Source organism: Kitasatospora sp. NPDC056076 (assembly GCF_042266305.1).
GTDB lineage: Bacteria > Actinomycetota > Actinomycetes > Streptomycetales > Streptomycetaceae > Kitasatospora.
Genome location: NZ_JBHJWG010000023.1, coordinates 18,296 through 35,617, shown reverse-complemented (window position 1 = coordinate 35,617; position 17,322 = coordinate 18,296). Strand labels below are relative to the sequence as shown.

The following is a 17,322-nucleotide window of genomic DNA, read 5'->3' as shown; positions in this document are numbered from 1 at the left end:
TCATTGGCATCGAAGCCCCTGCCCGGAACCGGACTTATGGCCGCCGCGAGGCGTTCGGCCCCGCCGTTGCCGGATTGCCCGGCCGTTCGATCGGCCGATGAGGAACCCGGGCGGAAATACGTGTCGACGGGTGTGCGGGGGCAGGCCTTGATCGGAAAGAGGGACACGTGAGCGAGCAGAGCGACGAGGACCTCCGGTCCTACCAGGTCGTCGTCAACCACGAGGAGCAGTACTCGGTTTGGCCTGCGGAGAGCACCCCGCCGGCCGGCTGGACCGCGCCCGGGTTCACCGGGACCAAGCAGGAATGCCTCGACCGCATCGCCGAGGTGTGGACCGACATGCGTCCGCTGAGTCTGCGCCGGGCAATGGCCGGCGAGACCTCCTGAAATCCACGTCGGGGTCGCCGGCCGACGCGTCCTGAATCGCGCGGCCGAATTCAGTCGCATTCACCAGAAGCAGCGATGGTTTTCCGTACAGCGGGAGGGGCAACACCGTGAGCAGGCCATGGGACGACCGTTTCGAGAAAGTACTCCTGAAGGTCGTCCCCGGGATTTCCGGTGGCGCCGAACTGGTTCCTGATCTGGATCTCTCGGGAGCCGGTCTCACCTCCATCGGAATCGTCCAGCTGATGATGCAGCTGGAGCGTGAGTACGACGTCGAGTTCGCCTTCGAGTTGCTCAACTTCCAGATCTTCGCGACGCCCGCCACGCTGTGGGCCGAGGTTTCCGAAACCCTCGCGCAGGCGGGCCACGCGGTTCGGAAGGACGGCTGATGACGGCGGCCGCGGCCGAGCTCGTGGCCGGGATCCTGCCGGTCCTGCGCGAACAGGCCGCCGAGTCCGACCGGCGCGCGGCCTTTCCGGCCGCGTCGCTGGAGACCCTGCGCGAGCACCGGCTGCTCAGCCTGACCGTCCCGCAGGAGTACGGCGGCTCCGGCGCCTCCACCCGGCTGTGGACCGAGGTCGCGCAGGAACTGGCCGGCGCCTGCCTGTCCACCGCCCAGATCTGGGCGATGCACGTGTCGCACGTCGACGCGGTGGTCCGGTACGGCAGCGCGGAGCTCAAGGCCGACCTGCTCACCCGGATCGGTACGGAGGAGCTCTTCATCGCCTCCGTCACCAGCGAACAGGGCCGGGGCGCCAGCCTGTTCACCGCCCACAGTCCGCTGGTCCCCGACGGCGACCGGGTCGGCATCGACCGGATCGCCCCGGTGGTGACCGGCGGCGCGCACGCCGACGGCTACCTGATCAGCATGCGGGCCGGCGCGGAGGCCTCGGAGCACGAGGTCTCGCTGGTCTACGCCGACCGCGCGGACCTGGAACTGGCGACCACCGGCGAGTGGAACGCGCTCGGCATGCGGGCCACCGAGAGCGTCGGGATGGTCATCAAGGGCAGCACCCCGGCCCGGAACGTCATCGGCGGCTCCGGCCGCTTCGCCGACGTGGCGCGGGAGAGCATGATCCCGGTCTCGCACCTCGCCTGGGCCGCCTGCTGGCTGGGCGCCGCCCGCGGCGCGCTGAGCGAACTGGTGCGCTTCCTCTGGAAGTCCGGCCGGGCCGAGGGCGCCTCCGACCTCTTCCACGAGCGGCTCGCCCGGATCCGGGTGGACCTCGAACTCGCCAGCGCCTACCTCACCCGGGTCCGCGAGGAGGTCGACCTGGCCCGCGCCGAGGGCCGCTCGCTGGCCCACCCGCGGACCCAACTCCAGCTCAACGCCCTCAAGGTGGCCACCTCCGACCTGGCCTTCCGGGCGGTCGACAACATGGTGCAGCTGGGCGGACTGCGGCTGGGCTACCTCCAGGACGCCCCGATCCCCCTGGAGCGGCACTTCCGCGACCTGCGGTCGGCCAGCCTGACCCATGCCAACGACGGCCTGCGGGTGGGCATCGGAGCGCTGTCCCTGCTCGACCGCTCGGTGACCCTGATCTGATCGGCCGCCGATCCGCACCGCAACCCTGAGCGAATGGGAGTAGCACAAGTGTCGACGCCGCACGGGCTGATCGGGCACGAGAACACCGTCTCCGAGTTCTACGGGACGTTCCCCTACCCGTGGAAGCCGGTCTACTTCGACCGGATGAGCGACCCCGACTTCCACGCCGCCCTGATCCGCCAGGAGACCGGCCGGGCCGGCCTCGGGCCGATCCGCCGGATCTGGGTGGCCGGCTGCGGGACCAACCAGGCGCTGATCACGGCGCTCCAGTTCCCCGCGGCCGAGGTGCTCGGCACCGACGTCTCCGCGGAGTCGCTCGCCATCTGCCGGCAGAACGCCGAGCAGCTCGGGGTGACCAACCTGCGGCTGGTGCAGCAGGGCATCACCCAGGCCGGGTACGACCGGGAGTTCGACCTGGTCGTCTGTACCGGGGTGATCCACCACAACCCGGAGCCGCGGCGCTGCCTGGAGCGGCTGTCCGCGGCGGTGCGGGACGACGGCGTGCTCGAACTCATGGTCTACAACCGCTTCCACCGCCGGGAGGCCGAGTCCTTCCAGGCGGCCCTGCGGATCCTGGCCCCCGAGTCCGAGCACGGCCACCGCGAGCGGTACGCCCTCGCCCGGAGCCTGGCCGGCTCGCTCCAGGTCGAGAGCACCATGACGAAGCACCTGGAGGACACCCGGCGCAGCCCCGAACCCGCCTGGGCGGACCGCTGGATGAACCCCTGCGAGACCTCCTACGACGTCGACTCGCTGGCCGGGCTGGCCCGGGAGTGCGGCCTGCTGCTGGAGGCCCCGAAGGTCAACGGCTTCGACAAGATGCGCCGGCGGTTCCTCTGGACCACGGAGCTCACCGACCCCGAACTGCTGGCCCCGTACGAGCGGTTGGACGACCTGGCGCGCTGGCAGCTGGTCAACCTGCTGCACCTGGACAACTCGCCGATGCTCTGGTTCTACCTGCGCCCCGACCGCGCCGGCACGGGCACCAGGGTCTCGGACGCCGACCGCAACCGGATGTTCCTGGACGGCGTGCTGGACCGCCCGACGGCCGTGCGCCACCGCCACGTCCTGGACCGGGACGGCGCGTACCACCCCGACCCGAACGCCTCCGAGGTGGCCTCCTGGCCCGCCTGGCCCGAGGTCAAGGCGATCCAGGAGGCCGCGGACGGCCGCCGCACCGGCCGGGAGATCCTCACCGGGCTGGGGTACGGCACCGGCTTCAACGCCGTCCAGCGCGCCCGGGTCATGCTCACCACCTCGGAGTTCCCGCACCTGACCGTCACACCGGCCGGCTGACCGGCCGCGCGGAGAGGAGAACCAGTCGTGGACCCCGTAGCGCCGGTGATCGCCGAAGTGAACGCCCTGCGCCGCCGGTTGCAGCCGGTCGCGGACCCGAGGGACCCGGTGTTCCTGGAGCGGCTGGCCAAGGAGCTGGCGGACAGCGCCGAGCTGAGCCGCCAGCCGATCGTCCGGGCCTTCCTGGCCGACCTGCGGGACAGCCCGGACGGCTCCCGGCTCCGCGCGACCAAGGCGCACATCAACGAGGAGCGCGACAACCACGTCTTCTCGTTCTTCGACGCCTCGTACTTCCCGAAGCTCTCGCTCGACTACCTGGCGTACCGGACCCTGCCGACCGACCCGCACCTGGCCGTCCGGTACGCCAGCAACACCCGGCCGGTCAACCTGCTCGCCAAGTCGGAGGGGTTCGAGTCCCGGGTGGTCGTCGCCCTGTTCCCGGAGAACCACCTCGACGGCCGGCAGGACCCGGACGACCTGATCTTCTACTTCATCGACAAGTTCGTCGAGCGCCACAACCGGATCACCCGGAAGATGATCGACGCCGTGATGGCACCGGGCAGCTTCCCGCGGATCCAGGGCGCCCCCGACCACGTCGTCGAGGCCGCCTCCTCCTGGTGGGTCCGGTTGCACGAGTACCACCACCGGCAGGGCGACCTGCCGATCCCGGAGTTCCTGGACGCCAAGAAGCTCAAGCCGCTGGCCGGGCTGGAGGAGCTCCGGGTGGACGTCTCGGCCATGCTGGTCTGCCTCGACGACGCGCAGCTGCCCGAGCAACAGGCCCGGGCCGCCTACGAGTACATCCTCGCCGAGCGGCTGCTGCGCTACGCGGTGGAGGGCATCCCGCGCCCCAACTACGACGCCGTCGCCTCCCAGCTGCTGTTCAGCTACCTGACGGAGCACCGGGGCATCCGGCTGCGCGACGGCCTGATCGAGCTGGCCCCGGAGCTGCCGGCGGTGCTGGCCGCCTTCCTGGGCGAGATCCAGGCGATCGAGCGGCGGATCCGCACCGAGCCGCTGGAGCGGGTGCGCGCCGGGCTGCTGGAGTTCACCAACCGCTACACCGACTACGACCCGCAGGCCAAGGACTACCGGCACATCCCGTTCTTCGCCGAGGTCAAGCAGCGCCTGGGCCTCTGAGCCCCCGTACGGCCCCCGCACCGCCCGCACGTCCCGCACGACGCCCGCCCGGACGGGACACCGACGGACCGGCCCGCAGCTCCCGCCGCGGGCCGGTCCGGTCGTTCCCGGGGTCCGTCCGGTCACTCCGGCCGGGCGGTGTCGGTCAGCACGGTCCGACGGCGTCGGACCACCACCGGCTCCGCCCCGCCCGACTGCCCGGTCCGGTCCACCTCGGCAGCCAGTTCGGCGATCGTCGCGTGCTCGAAGAACCGCACCAGCGGGACCGTGGCCCCCAGCGAGGACCGGATCCGGCTCAGGATCTGGGTGGCCATCAGGGAGTGCCCGCCGAGCCGGAAGAAGTCGGTGTGCACGCCGATCCGTTCGACCCCGAGGACGGACTGCCAGATCCCGGCGAGCGTCTCCTCGACGGGCGTGCGCGGCGCCGTGTACTCCTCCTCCGGCTCCGGCGCGGCCGGCAGCGCACCGCGGTCCACCTTGCCGTTGGGCAGCAGCGGGAAGGCGTCCAGCACCACCACGGCCGAGGGCACCATGAAGTCGGGCAGGGTGCGGGCGGCGTGCTCGCGCAGCGCGGCGCCGTCCACCGCCGTCCCGGCCATCGGCACGGCGTACGCGACCAGCCGGTCGCCCGTCGCGGAGCCGCTCACCACGGCGACGGCGTGCGCCACCGCGGGGTGCGAGCCGACCGCCGATTCGACCTCGCCCAGCTCGATCCGCAGGCCGCGCAGCTTCACCTGGTCGTCGGCCCGGCCGACGAACATCAGCTCGCCGTCCGGCGTCCAGCGCACCACGTCCCCGGTCCGGTACATCCGCTCGCCCGGAGCCCCGAACGGGCAGGGCACGAAGCGGTCGGCGGTCAGGACGGGGCGGTGCAGGTAGCCGCGGGCCAGCCCGGTGCCGGCCAGGTAGGCCTGCCCGGGGACGCCCGGCGGCACCGGCCGCAGCGCCTCGTCCAGCACGTACACCCGGGCGTCCAGGTTCGGCCCGCCGAGGGTCGGCACGCCGTCGCCGGAGAGCGGGCCGGTGGTGGTGGAGATGACGGTGGACTCGGTGGCCCCGTAGATGTTGATCATCCGGCGCCCGGGCGACCAGCGGCCGACCAGGTCGCCGGGCAGCACCTCACTGCCGCTGGCCAGGCCGACCAGCGCGGGCAGCTCGACCGGGGGCACCGTGGCCAGCCGGGTCGGGGCGAGGAAGGCGTGGGTGACCCGCCGCTCGCGCAGGAAGTCCGCCAGCTCCTCGCCGGCCAGCGGGCCCGGCGGAGCCACCACCAGGGCCGCCCCGACCGGGAAGGCCATCAGCAGCTCCAGCACCCAGGCGTCGAAGCTCGGCGTGGACACCTGGAGCACCCGGGAGCCGTGGTCGATCCGCAGCCGCGCGGCCATCTGGTCGCTCAGCGCGAGCAGACCGGTGTGCGGCATCACGGCGCCCTTGGGGACACCCGTCGAGCCCGAGGTGTAGATCGCGTACGCGGGGCTGAGCGGGTCGAGCGGGGCCGTCCGGTCGGCGTCGGTGGGATCGCTGTCCGGCTGCCGGGCCAGCAGCTGCGCCGTGGCGGCGTCGTCCAGCACCAGCCGGGCCGTCCCGGTGTCCGGCAGCCCGGAGTCCGCGGTGGTGACCACCAGGGCCGGACCGGCGTCCGCGAGCATGAACGCGATCCGCTCGGCCGGGTAGCCCGGGTCGACCGGGATGAACGCCGCCCCGGCCTTGGCCACCGCGAGCACCGCCACCACCAGCTCGACCCCGCGCGGCAGCGCCACGGCGACGAACTGCTCCGGGCCGATCCCGCGCCCGATCAGCAGCCGGGCCAGCCGGTTGGCCCGCGCGCCGAGCTCCCGGTACGTCAGCCGGGTGTCGCCGAACTCCAGGGCCGGCGCCTGCGGGGCCCGGGCGGCGGCGGCCTCGAAGAGCGCCGCCAGCGTCACCGCGGGGACGCCGGCGCCGGTGCTGTTCCAGTCCTCCAGGATCCGTCGGCGCTCGGCCGCCGGGAGCAGCTCCAGCTCGGACAGCGGCCGGGCCGGCTCGGCGACGGCGGACCCGAGCAGGGTGGTGAACCGCTCGGCCAGCGCGGCGACGGTCCGCCGGTCGAACAGCGCCGTGTTGTAGGTGACGTGCCCCAGCAGACCGGCCGGGCCGCCGTCCGCGCCCTGCTGTTCGGTCAGCGAGAAGTCCAGGTCGAAGGGGGAGACCGGCAGCTCGAACAGCACCGGCTCCACCCGGAGCCCGGCCAGCTCCGGGCTGGCCTCGGGCCGGCCCGCGACCGACAGCAGGACCTGGAACAGCGGGTTGCGGCCCGGCTGGCGGGCCGGGTTCAGGGCGGACACCAGCAGGTCGAAGGGGACGTCCTGGTTCGCGTAGGCGGCCAGGTCGGTCTCCCGCACCCGCTCCAGCAGCGCCGCGAAGCTCGGGTCGCCCGAGGTGTCGGTGCGCAGCACGACGGTGTTGATGAAGCAGCCGACCAGCCGCTCCAGGGACACCTCCGAGCGGCCCGCGACCGCCGTGCCCAGCGGGATGTCCCCGCCCGCGCCCATCCGGGTCAACAGGGCGGCCAGCGCCGCCTGCACCACCATGTGGACGCTGGCCCCGGCGGAGCCGGCCAGCTCGCCGACCGCCCGGTGCAGCGCGGCCGGGACGGCGAGCGGGACGGTGTCGCCCCGGTAGTCGGCGGTGGCCTGGCGCACCCGGTCGGCCGGCAGCGGCAGCTCCTCGGGCAGCCCGGCCAGGCGCCCGGTCCAGTGCGCGAGCTGCCGCGCCAGCCCGCTGTCGCGGTCCGTCGCGGAGCCCAGCGCGTCGTGCTGCCACAGGGCGTGGTCCGGGTACTGCAGCGGCAGCGGCTCCCAGCGCGGCGCGGCCCCGGCCCTGCGGGCGGCGTAGGCCGTCGACAGGTCCTCGCACAGCGGCTGCCAGGAGAGGCCGTCGCAGGCGATGTGGTGGATCACGATCAGCAGCAGGTGGTCCTCGGCGCCGACCTCGAACAGGCAGGCCCGCACCGGCGGTTCGCCGCTCAGGTCGAAGGGCCGGGCCGCGGCCGCGCGCAGCGCCGCGTCGAGGTCCCCGGCCGCGACCGGGAGCACCGGAAGCGCGGGCTCGAACGGATCCCGCACCAGCTGGCACGGCTCGCCGTCGCGGACCGGGAACACCGTGCGCAGGCTCTCGTGCCGGGCGATCACGTCACCGAGCGCCGCGTGCAGCGCCGCCCGGTCCAGCGGACCGGTCAGCCGCAGCGCCAACGGCATGTGGTAGTAGGAACTCTGGCCCTCGACCTGGTTGTTGAACCAGATGCCGCGCTGGGCGAGCGACAGCGGCAGCGTCGCCGGACGCGCCACCGGGGCCGGCCCGGACGGCTGGGTGGCCGGCTCCGCGCCCCGCTCGGCGACCAGCCGGTCGATCTCGGCGGCCAGCGCGCCCAGGGTGGGGGAGCGCAGCATCTGGCGGACCGACAGCTTGACGCCCCAGGCCCGGCGCACCCGGGCGACCACCTTGGTGGCCAGCAGGGAGTCGCCGCCGGTACGGAAGAAGTCCTGCTCCCGGCCGGGCGTGCCGCCGTCGAGCACCTGGCTCCAGATCGCGGCCAGCCGCCGCTCGGTGCCGGTCCGCGGGGCCTCCGTCGCGGGGGCCGGCGCCGACGCCGGGGCGGCGGCGGAGGGCTCGTCCCGGTACTCCAGGGTGCCGTCGCGCAGCCGCCGGGCGGTGCGGCCGTCCGGCACGCCCGCCACCGTCACGGCGCCGAACACGCCGACCGGGCAGGGCCGGCCGTACCGGTCGGTGAGCACCACCCCGTCCTCCGGCACCGCGCCGGGCTCGTCACCGCCCGGGGCGAGGTCCCCGGCGCGGGACCGCGGCCGCTCCAGGAAGGCGGCCAGCAGCAGCCGGAAGTGCCCGGCCAGCTGCTCCACGGTCGCGCGGTCGAACAGGTCGGTGGCGTACTCGAAGCGGCAGTCGACCCGGTCCCGGTCGTAGGTGACGACCAGCTCCAGGTCGAACTTGGCGGTGTCGTTGTCGAGGTCCACCAGCTCGACCCCGCAGTCCGCCAGGGCCGGCGGCGCGGTGGCCTGGTTGACCGAGCACATGACCTGGAAGACCGGATTGCTGCCCGGGGCGCGCTGGATCCCGAGCGCCTCCACGACCTGGTTGAACGGGACGTTCTGGTGGGACAGCGCCTCCACCGAGACGGTCCGGACCCGGTCCAGCAGCTCGGCCTGGGTGGGCCCGTCGGCGAGGTCGACCCGCAGGGCGACGGTGTTGGAGAAGAACCCGACCACCGGCTCCAGCTCGCGGCGGGCCCGGTTGGCCACCGGCACGCCGATCACCACGGTGTCCTCGCCGCCGTAGCGGTGCAGCAGTTGGGCGAGCACCGCGACCGCGCCGGTGAACAGCGAGGCCCGGTCGCCGCCCTCCCAGCGCCGCAGGGCCGCCTGGAGGTCCGCCGGCACCGCGACCGGCACCGAGGCCCCGCGCATGCTCGGCTCGACCGGGCGCGGCCGGTCCGTCGGCAGGGCGGGCCCGGCGGGGACGCCCTTGAGCCGCTCGCGCCAGTAGCCGAGCTGCTGCTCGTACAGGTCCCGGGCCTCGGGTTCGGCCTCCCAGCCGGTGTAGTCCGCGTACTGGAGCCCGGGCGGCGGCAGTTCGGGCTCCTCGCCCCGCACCCGGGCCGAGTAGAGGACGCCCAGCTCCTGGAAGAGGATGCCCTCGGACCAGCCGTCGGTGACGATGTGGTGGAGGTTGACCACGGCGTGGCAGAGCTCGTCCCGCACCCGGATCAGCACCACGCGCAGCAGCGGTTCGCCGTCCAGCCGGAACGGCCGCCGGGCCGCCTCGGCGATCAGTTCCTCGGCCGCCCGCCCGCGTTCCGCCTCCGGCAGCCCGCGCAGGTCGTGGTGGTTCCGGGCCACCCGCACGGACGGCGCGATCTCCTGGAACAGCTCCTCACCGGTGAAGCCGAAGGTGGTCCGCAGCGCCTCGTGCCGGGCGAGGAGCGCGTCGAAGGCCCACCACAGGGCGTCCTCCCGCAGCGGGCCGGAGATCCGCAGCGCGAACGGCACGTTGTAGGAGGTGCTGGACTCGTTCAGGTGGTCGATGAACCAGAGCCGCCGCTGCGCCGCGGAGGCCGGGATCCGGCCCTCCCGGGGCCGGCGGCGCAGTCCTCCGGCGGGATCGGGCCCGCCGTCGCCGGAGAGGATCCGGCGCAGCAGGTCGCGCTTGAGTCCGGTCAGTCCCGTGCCGGATGGCTCGTCAGGCATGTCGCTCTCCCCCATGGTCGAGAAACGGTCGAGAAGTGGTCGGACCGCCGGCCTGCTCGCCCGGTGGGCCGGCGGTCGGGTGGGCGACCGGTCAGGACAGCTGCCGCAGCAGCTCCCCGGCCTCGGCCTCGGTCATCTCCTCCAGCCGTCGCACCAGCAGCTGCTCGACCTCCGCGCTCAGTTCGCGCAGCGTCGGCTTGGTGAAGACCGACATCAGCGGCAGGTCGATGCCGGCCCGCTGGCGCACCCGGGAGACGAACCGGGTGGCGACCAGGGAGTTGCCGCCCAGGGCGAAGAAGCCGTCCAGCGCCCCGATCCGGGCCAGGCCGAGCAGGTCGCGCCAGATGTCGGCGACGAAGGCCTCGACCGGCCCCTCGCAGGGTTCGCCCGGGGCCCCGGCGTCGTCCAGCAGGCGCTCCGGGGGCGCCAGCGCGCCGCGGTCGATCTTGCCGTTGGCGGTCACCTCGAAGCGGTCCTGGACGGTGACGAAGGAGGGCACCATGTACTCCGGCAGCCGCTGTCCGACGTGGGTGCGCACCTCCTCGGGCGAGGGCCGCCGGTCGGGCCGCAGCGCGGTCACGTAGGCGACCAGGCGGCGCAGCCCGTTCTCGCCCTCGTGGACCAGGACGACCGCCTCCTTCACCCCGGGGTGGTCCTCCAGCACCGCCTCGATCTCGCCCAGTTCCACCCGCATGCCGCGGATCTTGACCTGGTGGTCGGTGCGGCCGACGAACTCCAGCCGCCCGTCCGACCGCAACAGGCCCTTGTCGCCGGTGCGGTAGAGCCGCTCACCGGCCACCGAGGGGTGCGGGAGGAAGGCGGCGGCGGTGCGGGCCGGGTCGCCGGCGTAGCCGCGGGCCAGTCCGACGCCGCCGATGTACAGGTCGCCGACGACGCCGATCGGGACCGGCCGGAGCGAGGCGTCCAGCACGTGGACGGTGTTGTTGTCGAACGGCCGGCCCAGGCTGACCGGCCCGGCGCCGGCGAGGTCCTCGGCCGTGCAGGTGTGGTGGGTGGAGTCGATGGAGACCTCGGTGGCGCCCCAGGTGTTGTGCAGCTCGCCGGGCATCAGCGCGCGGAACCGCCGCACGGTGCCGGGGGACAGCGCCTCGCCGCTGGAGGTGGTGCCGCGCAGCGCCTCCAGTCCGGCGGCGCCGCGCTGCTCCACCACGTCCAGCACGGAGTTGAGCATGCTGGGGACGACCTGGAGGTACACCGAGCGGTGCCGGGCCAGGGCCTCGACGATGGCCTGCGGGTCGCGGTGCAGGTCGGGCGGCAGCACCGCCACCCGGCCGCCGACGGACAGCGGCCAGAAGATCTCCAGGGCGGAGTCGTCGAAGGTGAGGGTGGTCTTGTGCAGCACCGTCTCGCCCGGTCGCAGGGCGTGCCGGCGCTGCATCCAGGTCAGCCGGTTGACCCAGCCGCGGTGCCGGTTGGCCACGCCCTTGGGGGCCCCGGTGGAGCCGGAGGTGTAGTACACCGAGACCAGGTGCTCAGGGTGGGCCACCGGGGCGGGTTGGTCGGGGTGCTCGGGGTGCTCGGGGTGGTCGGGGCCGTCCGACGGGTCCCGGTCCGGCAGCGGGCCGATCGGCTCGATGCCGTCGAACGGCTCCAGCGGCACGCCGCCGGTCAGCACCACCCGGGCGCGGGCGTCCCGCAGGATCTGCTCCAGCCGGGCGCGGGGCGCCGCCAGGTCGAGCGGCAGGTAGGCGCCGCCGGCCTTGAGGATGCCGAGCAGGGCCACCACCAGGGCCACCGAGCGCTCGACGAACACGCCGACGCACTGGTCCGCGCCGACCCCGCGCCCGCGCAGGTGCTCGGCCAGGGCCGAGGCGCGGCGGTCCAGTTCACGGTAGGTCAGCTCGCCGTCCGCCGCGCTCACCGCGACGGCGTCCGGGGTGCGGGCGGCCTGCGCCTCGAACAACTCGTGCACGCAGCGCTCTTCCGGGAACTGCGCCCCGGTGCGGTTCCCGCGGGCGATCAGGGCCCGTTCGGCGGGCGAGCAGAGCTCGTACGCCTCCAGCGGCCGGTCGGGGTCGGCCAACAGCCCGTCCAGCAGCGTCCGGTAGTTCTCGGCGAGCCGGGCCACCGTGGTGCGGTCGAAGAGCGCGGTGGCGAACTCGAACCGGCCGTCCAGGCCGCCCTGCGGCGAGCGGTCCAGGTAGAGGCCGAGCTCGTACCGGGCGGTCGCGGTGCGCACGTCGAGCGGGCGGACCTCCAGGCCGTCCAGGTGCGGGCGGTGCTGGGTGTGGTTGTACGCGAAGACCGTCTGCACCAGCGGGGCGTGGCTCAGTCCGCCCTGCAGCCCGAGCCGTTGGACGATGTGGTCGAACGGGGTCTCCTGGTGGGCGAAGGCGTCCAGGCAGGTCTCGCGCAGCGCGCCCAGGTAGTCGGCGAAGGTCTGCCCGGGGGTGTGGTCGCTGCGGATCGGGAGGGTGTTGACGAAGAAGCCGAGGGTCTGTTCCAGGCCATCGCCCGGCCGGTTCGCGACCGGGGTGCCGACCACGAGGGACCGCTGTCCCGAGTACCGGTGCAGCAGGAGGGTGAACGCCGCGAGCAGGACCATGTAGTGCGAGGCGTTGTGCTGTTTGGCGACTTCGGTGAGGCGTTGCGTGGACGAACCGGAGAGTTTGAAGCGGACGTCGCCCCCGGCGAAGTCCTGGGTGGCCCCGCGCGGGCGGTCGGCGGGCAGCCGGAGCAGGCCGGGAACGCCGGTCAGCGCCGACTCCCAGGACGCCAGGTCGGCTTCGGCCGCCGGGCCGGCGAGGCGCTCGCGCTGTTGCACCGAATACCGTGGATAACTCACCGCGAGCGGCTCGGAAACCGGCGGGCGACCGGTTTTCACGTTCCGGTAGGAGCGGCCGATCTCGTCGATCAGAAGTCGGCCGGACTGGCCGTCCGTGATGAGGTGGTGGAGGTTGAGGTACAGGATGTGGTGGTTCTCGGACAGCTTCGCCAGCCGGATGTCGAAAAGCCCGGGGCGGCTCAGGTCGAAGGGTTGCGAGGCGGCTTCGGAAAGCCGGCGCAGGACCGCTCCGGCATCCGTTCCGAGGTTTTCCACCGGGAGTGCGAAGGGCAGTTCGTCGGCTATCAGTTGGACCGGCCGGTCCCCCCGGACGGCGAATCCGGTGCGGAGCGGCTCGTGCCGTCCGACCAGCGCGCGGATCGCCTCGGTGAGTGCCGGGACGTCGAGTTCACCGGTGATTCCGTAGGCGGCCGGCTCGTTGTACACCGGCACGTCCGGGTGGAGCTGGTGCAGGAACCAGAGGCGTTCCTGGGGGTGGGCGAGCGGGATCTCCCGGAGGGCGGGGTGCTGTTCCTCGGCCGGAATTCCGGTCCCGGTGTCCTGGTTCGTCATCCGGCGGTCCGACCTTTCCTTCCCGCGGATCGCCGGAATTCCGGTGGAGTTCGGCGATGCCGGGTCGTGATTGCGCGGTTCGGGGCATCTGGGCACTCCGGCGCAAGCTATTGACTGACGCCCGGGAAAGTCAAGGCCCCGGATCATTGATCCCCCCTGCGGCGGTTGGAGGGGTAACGGAGCGGTTGTGCCCGGTATGTCGCCGGGGTCGCGGGGTGCGGGCCGTCCGCCGGAGGGGCGGAGCGGCGGAGTCCGGTCGGCCGTTCCTGGCATGAACACCCGGGACAATGGGCAGGTCGACTGCTAGGGTCGGGTGATTGTGGGCTTGCCGATGACATGTCAGGATCGTTGCGGTGGCGGCGTTTCGTGACCTGGCCCTCGTGAACCCCACCGGCGCCGCGGTCCGCACGGCGACCCGGCACCTTTTCCCTCTCCTGAAACCACCATCGCAGAGGAGATCCCTGTGTCCAGTGGCGGTACTCAGCCCGAGCCGATACGGCCGACAGCCCGGAGGGCCACCCCGCGCCGACTCCTGATGTGTCGTCCGCAGCACTTCGACGTGACGTACTCCATCAACCCGTGGATGCACCCCGAGAAGCCGGTGGACCGCGAGTCGGCGCTGCTCCAGTGGGAGCGGCTGCGGGAGGTGTACCTGTCGCTGGGCCACACCGTCGAGGTGATCGAGCCGGTGCCCGGCCTGCCGGACATGGTCTTCGCCGCCAACGGCGCGACGGTGGTGGACGGCAAGGTCCTCGGGGCCCGGTTCCGGCACGTCGAACGGACCGCCGAGGGGCCGGCCTACCTGGCCTGGTTCGTCCAGCAGGGCTACCGCGAGGTGCTGTGGCCCGAGTTCGTCAACGAGGGCGAGGGCGACTACCTGCCGGTCGGGCGGCGGATCCTGGCCGGCACCGGCTTCCGCACCGACCAGCGCTCGCACTACGAGGCGCAGGAGTTCTTCGGGCTGCCGGTCACCTCGCTGACCTTGGTCAACCCCGAGCACTACCACCTGGACACCGCGCTCTCGGTGCTCTCCGACACCGAGGTGATGTACTTCCCGGCGGCCTTCACCCCCGGCAGCCGCTCCGTCCTGGAGACCCTCTTCCCGGACGCGATCCTCGCCGACGCCCAGGACGCCGCGGTGTTCGGCCTCAACGCCTTCTCGGACGGCCTCAACGTGGTGCTGCCGCAGGCGGCGGCCGGCCTGATCGAGCAGCTCCGGGAGCGCGGCTTCAACCCGGTCGGGGTGGACACCACCGAGCTCCTCAAGGCGGGCGGCGCCGCGAAGTGCTGCACGCTCGAACTGCGGCCCGAGCCGCGGGGCTGAGCCGCCGGGGCGTCGCCGCCCGGCGGAGCGGTCGCCCCGCTGTGCACCCGCCCCGCCGTGCAGTCGTGCAGTCGTGCAGTCGAGCAGTCGAGTCAACTCGCCGAACGACCCGGGCCGGACCGGGGCGTGGGAGGAATGAGGAGTCCGCGTTGCAGGCCGAGCAGAACAGAGCCGAGCCCGACAGGGCCGAGCCCGACCGAACCGCCGCATCGGCCGTCACGGCGGAACGGCTGGCCGAACTCTCCGCCGGGCCCGCCGTCCCGGCGGCCGAGCCGGTGTACCGGCGCTTCGCGCGCTGGGCCGAGCGGGACGGCGGGCGCCCCGCCCTGCTGACCGGCATCGGCGACCTCGACTACGCGGAACTGGACAGCTGGGCCGGTGAGTTGGCCGGCCGACTGCACGCCGTCGGGGCCCGGCCGGAGCAGCGGGTCGCGATCTGCCTGCCGCGCTCGCCCGCCCTGGTCGCCGCGGTGCTCGCGGTGCTGCGGGCCGGTGCCGCCTTCGTGCCACTGGACCCGGAGTGGCCGAAGGAGCGGATCCGGGCCGTCCTCGCGGACGCCGAACCCTGCGCCGTCGTCGGCGACGCCCGCACCGCCGCGCTCCTCGACGGCGGGGCGGTCCCGGTGCTGGACGTGGACCACGGCGGCGGACGCCCGCTGGAGCCGGTCGCGGTCCGGCCGGACCACCTCGCCTACGTGCTCTACACCTCCGGCTCCACCGGCCGGCCGAAGGGCGTGCTGATCGAACAGCAGGCGCTCGCCAACTACGTGGACCACGCCGCCCGCGCCTACCTCACCGGCGACCCCGCCGCCGAGGGCGCCGCGCTGCACACCCCGCTCACCTTCGACCTGACGCTCACCGGCCTGCTCGCCCCGCTGGTCACCGGCGCCGGCGTCCGGATCGTCCCGGACGGCCAGGGGGTCGACGAACTGGCCGAACTGCTGCGCCAGGGCGTCCGGTTCGACCTGGTCAAGCTCACCCCGGCGCACCTGCGGATGCTGGAGCACGCCCTCCCGCTGTCCTTCCACACTCCCGAGGTGGGCACCTTCGTGGTGGGCGGGGAGGCGCTGCCGACCGAGCTGGTGCGCCCGTGGCTGGAGCGGATGCCGCAGCTGCGGGTGGTCAACGAGTACGGCCCGACCGAGGCCACGGTGGGCTCCTCGGCTGCCTTCGTGTCCGCCCCGCTCCCGGTCGGACCGGCCGTGCCGATCGGCCGGCCGATCGCCAACGTCCGCCAGTACGTGCTGGATCCGGACCTGGGGATCGCCGGGGTCGGGGCCACCGGGGAGATCCACATCGGGGGAGCGGGCCTGGCACGCGGGTACGCGGGGCTGCCCGGCCCGACCGCCGGGCACTTCGTCCCGGACCCGTACGGGCCGCCCGGCAGCCGGCTCTACCGGACCGGCGACGCGGGACGCTACCTCCCGGACGGCTCGGTGGAGTTCGTCGGCCGACTGGACGACGAGGCGAAGGTGAACGGCCACCGGGTCAGCCCGGGGGAGATCGAGGCGGTGCTCCAGCGGCACGAGCAGGTGGCGGCCGCGGCCGCCGTGGTCCGGGACGTCGGGGAGACCCGACGGATCATCGCCTTCGTGACCGGCCGGCCCGGGGCGCGGCCGGAGCCGGAGGCGATCCGGGCCTGGACCCGGGAGGTGCTGCCCGGCTACCTGGTGCCCTCGGTGGTGGTGCCGGTGGAGGACCTGCCGTTGACCGCGAACGGCAAGGTGGACCGCTCCCGCCTCCCGGACGCCCCCGTCGAGGCCTCCGGCCCGAGTGCCCCGCCGGTCACCCCGGTGCAGCAGGCACTGGCCGGGATCTGGCAGGAGGTGCTCGGCCTGGACGAGGTCGGGATCGACGACCACTTCCTGGACGTCGGCGGCGACTCGGTCGCCACCCTGCTGGTGGCGGGCCGGGCGGCCAGGCTGGGGATCCGGCTGGAGAGCCGGATGCTGCTCGACCACCCGACGATCCGCTCGCTCAGCGCGGCCCTGGAGCAGGAGTCGGAACAGGAGCAGGAGCAGGAGCAGGAGCAGGAGTCGGAGCCGGGGTCCGCGCGGCCCGCGTCGGCGGTGAGCGCCCGATGACGCTCCCGTACCGGATCGAGCCGGACCGGGCGTCGACCCTGCTGGTCGACCACGCGCGGCAGCACCGGGCGCGGATCAGGGAGCTGGTCCGCGAGCACGGGGCCGTGCTGCTGCGCGGCTTCGCGCTGCGGGGCGTCGAGGACTTCGAGGAGACCGTCCGCCGACTGGCCGGCCCGCCGCTCGCGTACCAGGAGAAGTCGTCCCCGCGCAGCCGGATCCAGGGCGGGGTCTACACCTCGACCGAGCACCCGGCCCGGGAGGAGATCTTCTTCCACAACGAGAACTCGTACCAGGCCTCCTGGCCGATGACGCTGTTCTTCCACTGCGTCCAGCCGCCCGCCGACCGCGGCGCGACCCCGCTGGCCGACTGCCGGGAGATCCTCCGGCTGCTCGACCCGGAGGTGCTGGCCGACTTCACCCGGCGGCGCTGGATGCTGGTGCGCAACTTCGGCCCCGGCTTCGGCCTGCCCTGGCAGGAGGTCTTCGGGACCACCGACCGGGACGAGGTGGCGGCCTACTGCGCGGCCAACCGGATCGAGCCCGAGTGGCTCGACGACGGCACCCTGCGCACCCGGGTGGTCCGCGACGCCGTCCGGACCCACCCGGGGACCGGTGAGCCGGTCTGGTTCAACCACGCGGCGATGTTCCACCTGTCCACCCTCTCGCCCGGTGTCCGGGCCGGCCTCGAAGCCCTCTTCGCCGCCGAGGAGTTGCCCAACAACACCTACTACGGCGACGGCGGCCGGATCCCGGACGACGTGATGGCGCACGTGCGGGACTGCTACCGCAGGGCCGCGACGCGCTTCGACTACCGGGAGGGCGACGTCGTGATGCTCGACAACATGCTGACCGCCCACGCCCGCGAGCCCTTCACCCCGCCCCGCCGGGTCGCCGTCGCCATGGCCGAGCCGCTGAGCGGCTGAGCGGCTGAGCGGCTGAGCGGCCGGGTCG

The 17,322-nt window shown here is 73.6% G+C and carries 10 protein-coding genes; 8 read left to right on the top strand and 2 right to left on the bottom strand.

The genetic code is table 11. The features are described 5' to 3' along the window. Window positions 1-167 precede the first annotated feature (167 nt). The 5 genes from ACFC1T_RS20385 (at window position 168) to ACFC1T_RS20365 (ending at window position 4,365) form a co-directional block, all read left to right on the top strand. Complete coding sequence (locus ACFC1T_RS20385) at window positions 168-386, top strand: MbtH family protein (protein ID WP_375890468.1); 219 nt, start codon at window positions 168-170, stop codon at window positions 384-386. 107 nt (window positions 387-493) lie between these two features. Then, on the top strand, window positions 494-772 hold the full coding sequence (locus ACFC1T_RS20380) for a phosphopantetheine-binding protein (RefSeq protein WP_375890467.1): 279 nt from the start codon (window positions 494-496) through the stop codon (window positions 770-772). After that, the gene (locus tag ACFC1T_RS20375; RefSeq protein WP_375890466.1) at window positions 772-1,929 is read left to right on the top strand and encodes an acyl-CoA dehydrogenase family protein; all 1,158 of its coding nucleotides are present in this window, start codon (window positions 772-774) and stop codon (window positions 1,927-1,929) included. Before ACFC1T_RS20380 ends, ACFC1T_RS20375 begins: the two co-directional genes overlap by 1 nt. Before the next feature lie 33 nt (window positions 1,930-1,962). Next, the gene (locus ACFC1T_RS20370; protein ID WP_375890464.1) at window positions 1,963-3,225 is read left to right on the top strand and encodes a class I SAM-dependent methyltransferase; all 1,263 of its coding nucleotides are present in this window, start codon (window positions 1,963-1,965) and stop codon (window positions 3,223-3,225) included. 27 nt (window positions 3,226-3,252) lie between these two features. After that, window positions 3,253-4,365, top strand: a complete 1,113-nt coding sequence (locus ACFC1T_RS20365; RefSeq protein WP_375890462.1) for a DUF6421 family protein — start codon at window positions 3,253-3,255, stop codon at window positions 4,363-4,365. Window positions 4,366-4,487: 122 nt separating this feature from the next. On the opposite strand, the gene ACFC1T_RS20360 is transcribed toward ACFC1T_RS20365, so the two are convergent. Together ACFC1T_RS20360 and ACFC1T_RS20355 are read right to left on the bottom strand one after the other, a co-directional pair. After that, window positions 4,488-9,605 (bottom strand): amino acid adenylation domain-containing protein, encoded by a 5,118-nt coding sequence (locus ACFC1T_RS20360; RefSeq protein WP_375890460.1) that lies wholly within the window; start codon window positions 9,603-9,605, stop codon window positions 4,488-4,490. 91 nt (window positions 9,606-9,696) lie between these two features. After that, window positions 9,697-12,963, bottom strand: a complete 3,267-nt coding sequence (locus tag ACFC1T_RS20355; RefSeq protein ID WP_375890458.1) for an amino acid adenylation domain-containing protein — start codon at window positions 12,961-12,963, stop codon at window positions 9,697-9,699. A gap of 463 nt (window positions 12,964-13,426) precedes the next feature. Between ACFC1T_RS20355 and ddaH the strand changes: the two genes are divergently transcribed. From ddaH to ACFC1T_RS20340, 3 genes are all read left to right on the top strand, one after another. Then, window positions 13,427-14,287, top strand: coding sequence for a dimethylargininase (gene ddaH / locus ACFC1T_RS20350; protein WP_375890456.1), 861 nt, complete (start codon window positions 13,427-13,429; stop codon window positions 14,285-14,287). 149 nt (window positions 14,288-14,436) lie between these two features. Beyond that, window positions 14,437-16,371, top strand: a complete 1,935-nt coding sequence (locus ACFC1T_RS20345; RefSeq protein ID WP_375890455.1) for a non-ribosomal peptide synthetase — start codon at window positions 14,437-14,439, stop codon at window positions 16,369-16,371. Continuing rightward, on the top strand, window positions 16,368-17,294 hold the full coding sequence (locus tag ACFC1T_RS20340; protein WP_375890453.1) for a TauD/TfdA family dioxygenase: 927 nt from the start codon (window positions 16,368-16,370) through the stop codon (window positions 17,292-17,294). Before ACFC1T_RS20345 ends, ACFC1T_RS20340 begins: the two co-directional genes overlap by 4 nt. Window positions 17,295-17,322: the final 28 nt, after the last annotated feature.

Excerpts from the sequence above, each read along its gene's own strand:
- ACFC1T_RS20375 (WP_375890466.1), top strand. The coding sequence starts at position 772 with ATGACGGCGGCCGCGGCCGAGCTCGTGGCCGGGATCCTGCCGGTCCTG.
- ACFC1T_RS20370 (WP_375890464.1), top strand. The coding sequence starts at position 1,963 with ATGGGAGTAGCACAAGTGTCGACGCCGCACGGGCTGATCGGGCACGAG.
- ACFC1T_RS20360 (WP_375890460.1), bottom strand. The coding sequence starts at position 9,605 with ATGCCTGACGAGCCATCCGGCACGGGACTGACCGGACTCAAGCGCGAC.
- ACFC1T_RS20355 (WP_375890458.1), bottom strand. The coding sequence starts at position 12,963 with ATGACGAACCAGGACACCGGGACCGGAATTCCGGCCGAGGAACAGCAC.
- ACFC1T_RS20340 (WP_375890453.1), top strand. The coding sequence starts at position 16,368 with ATGACGCTCCCGTACCGGATCGAGCCGGACCGGGCGTCGACCCTGCTG.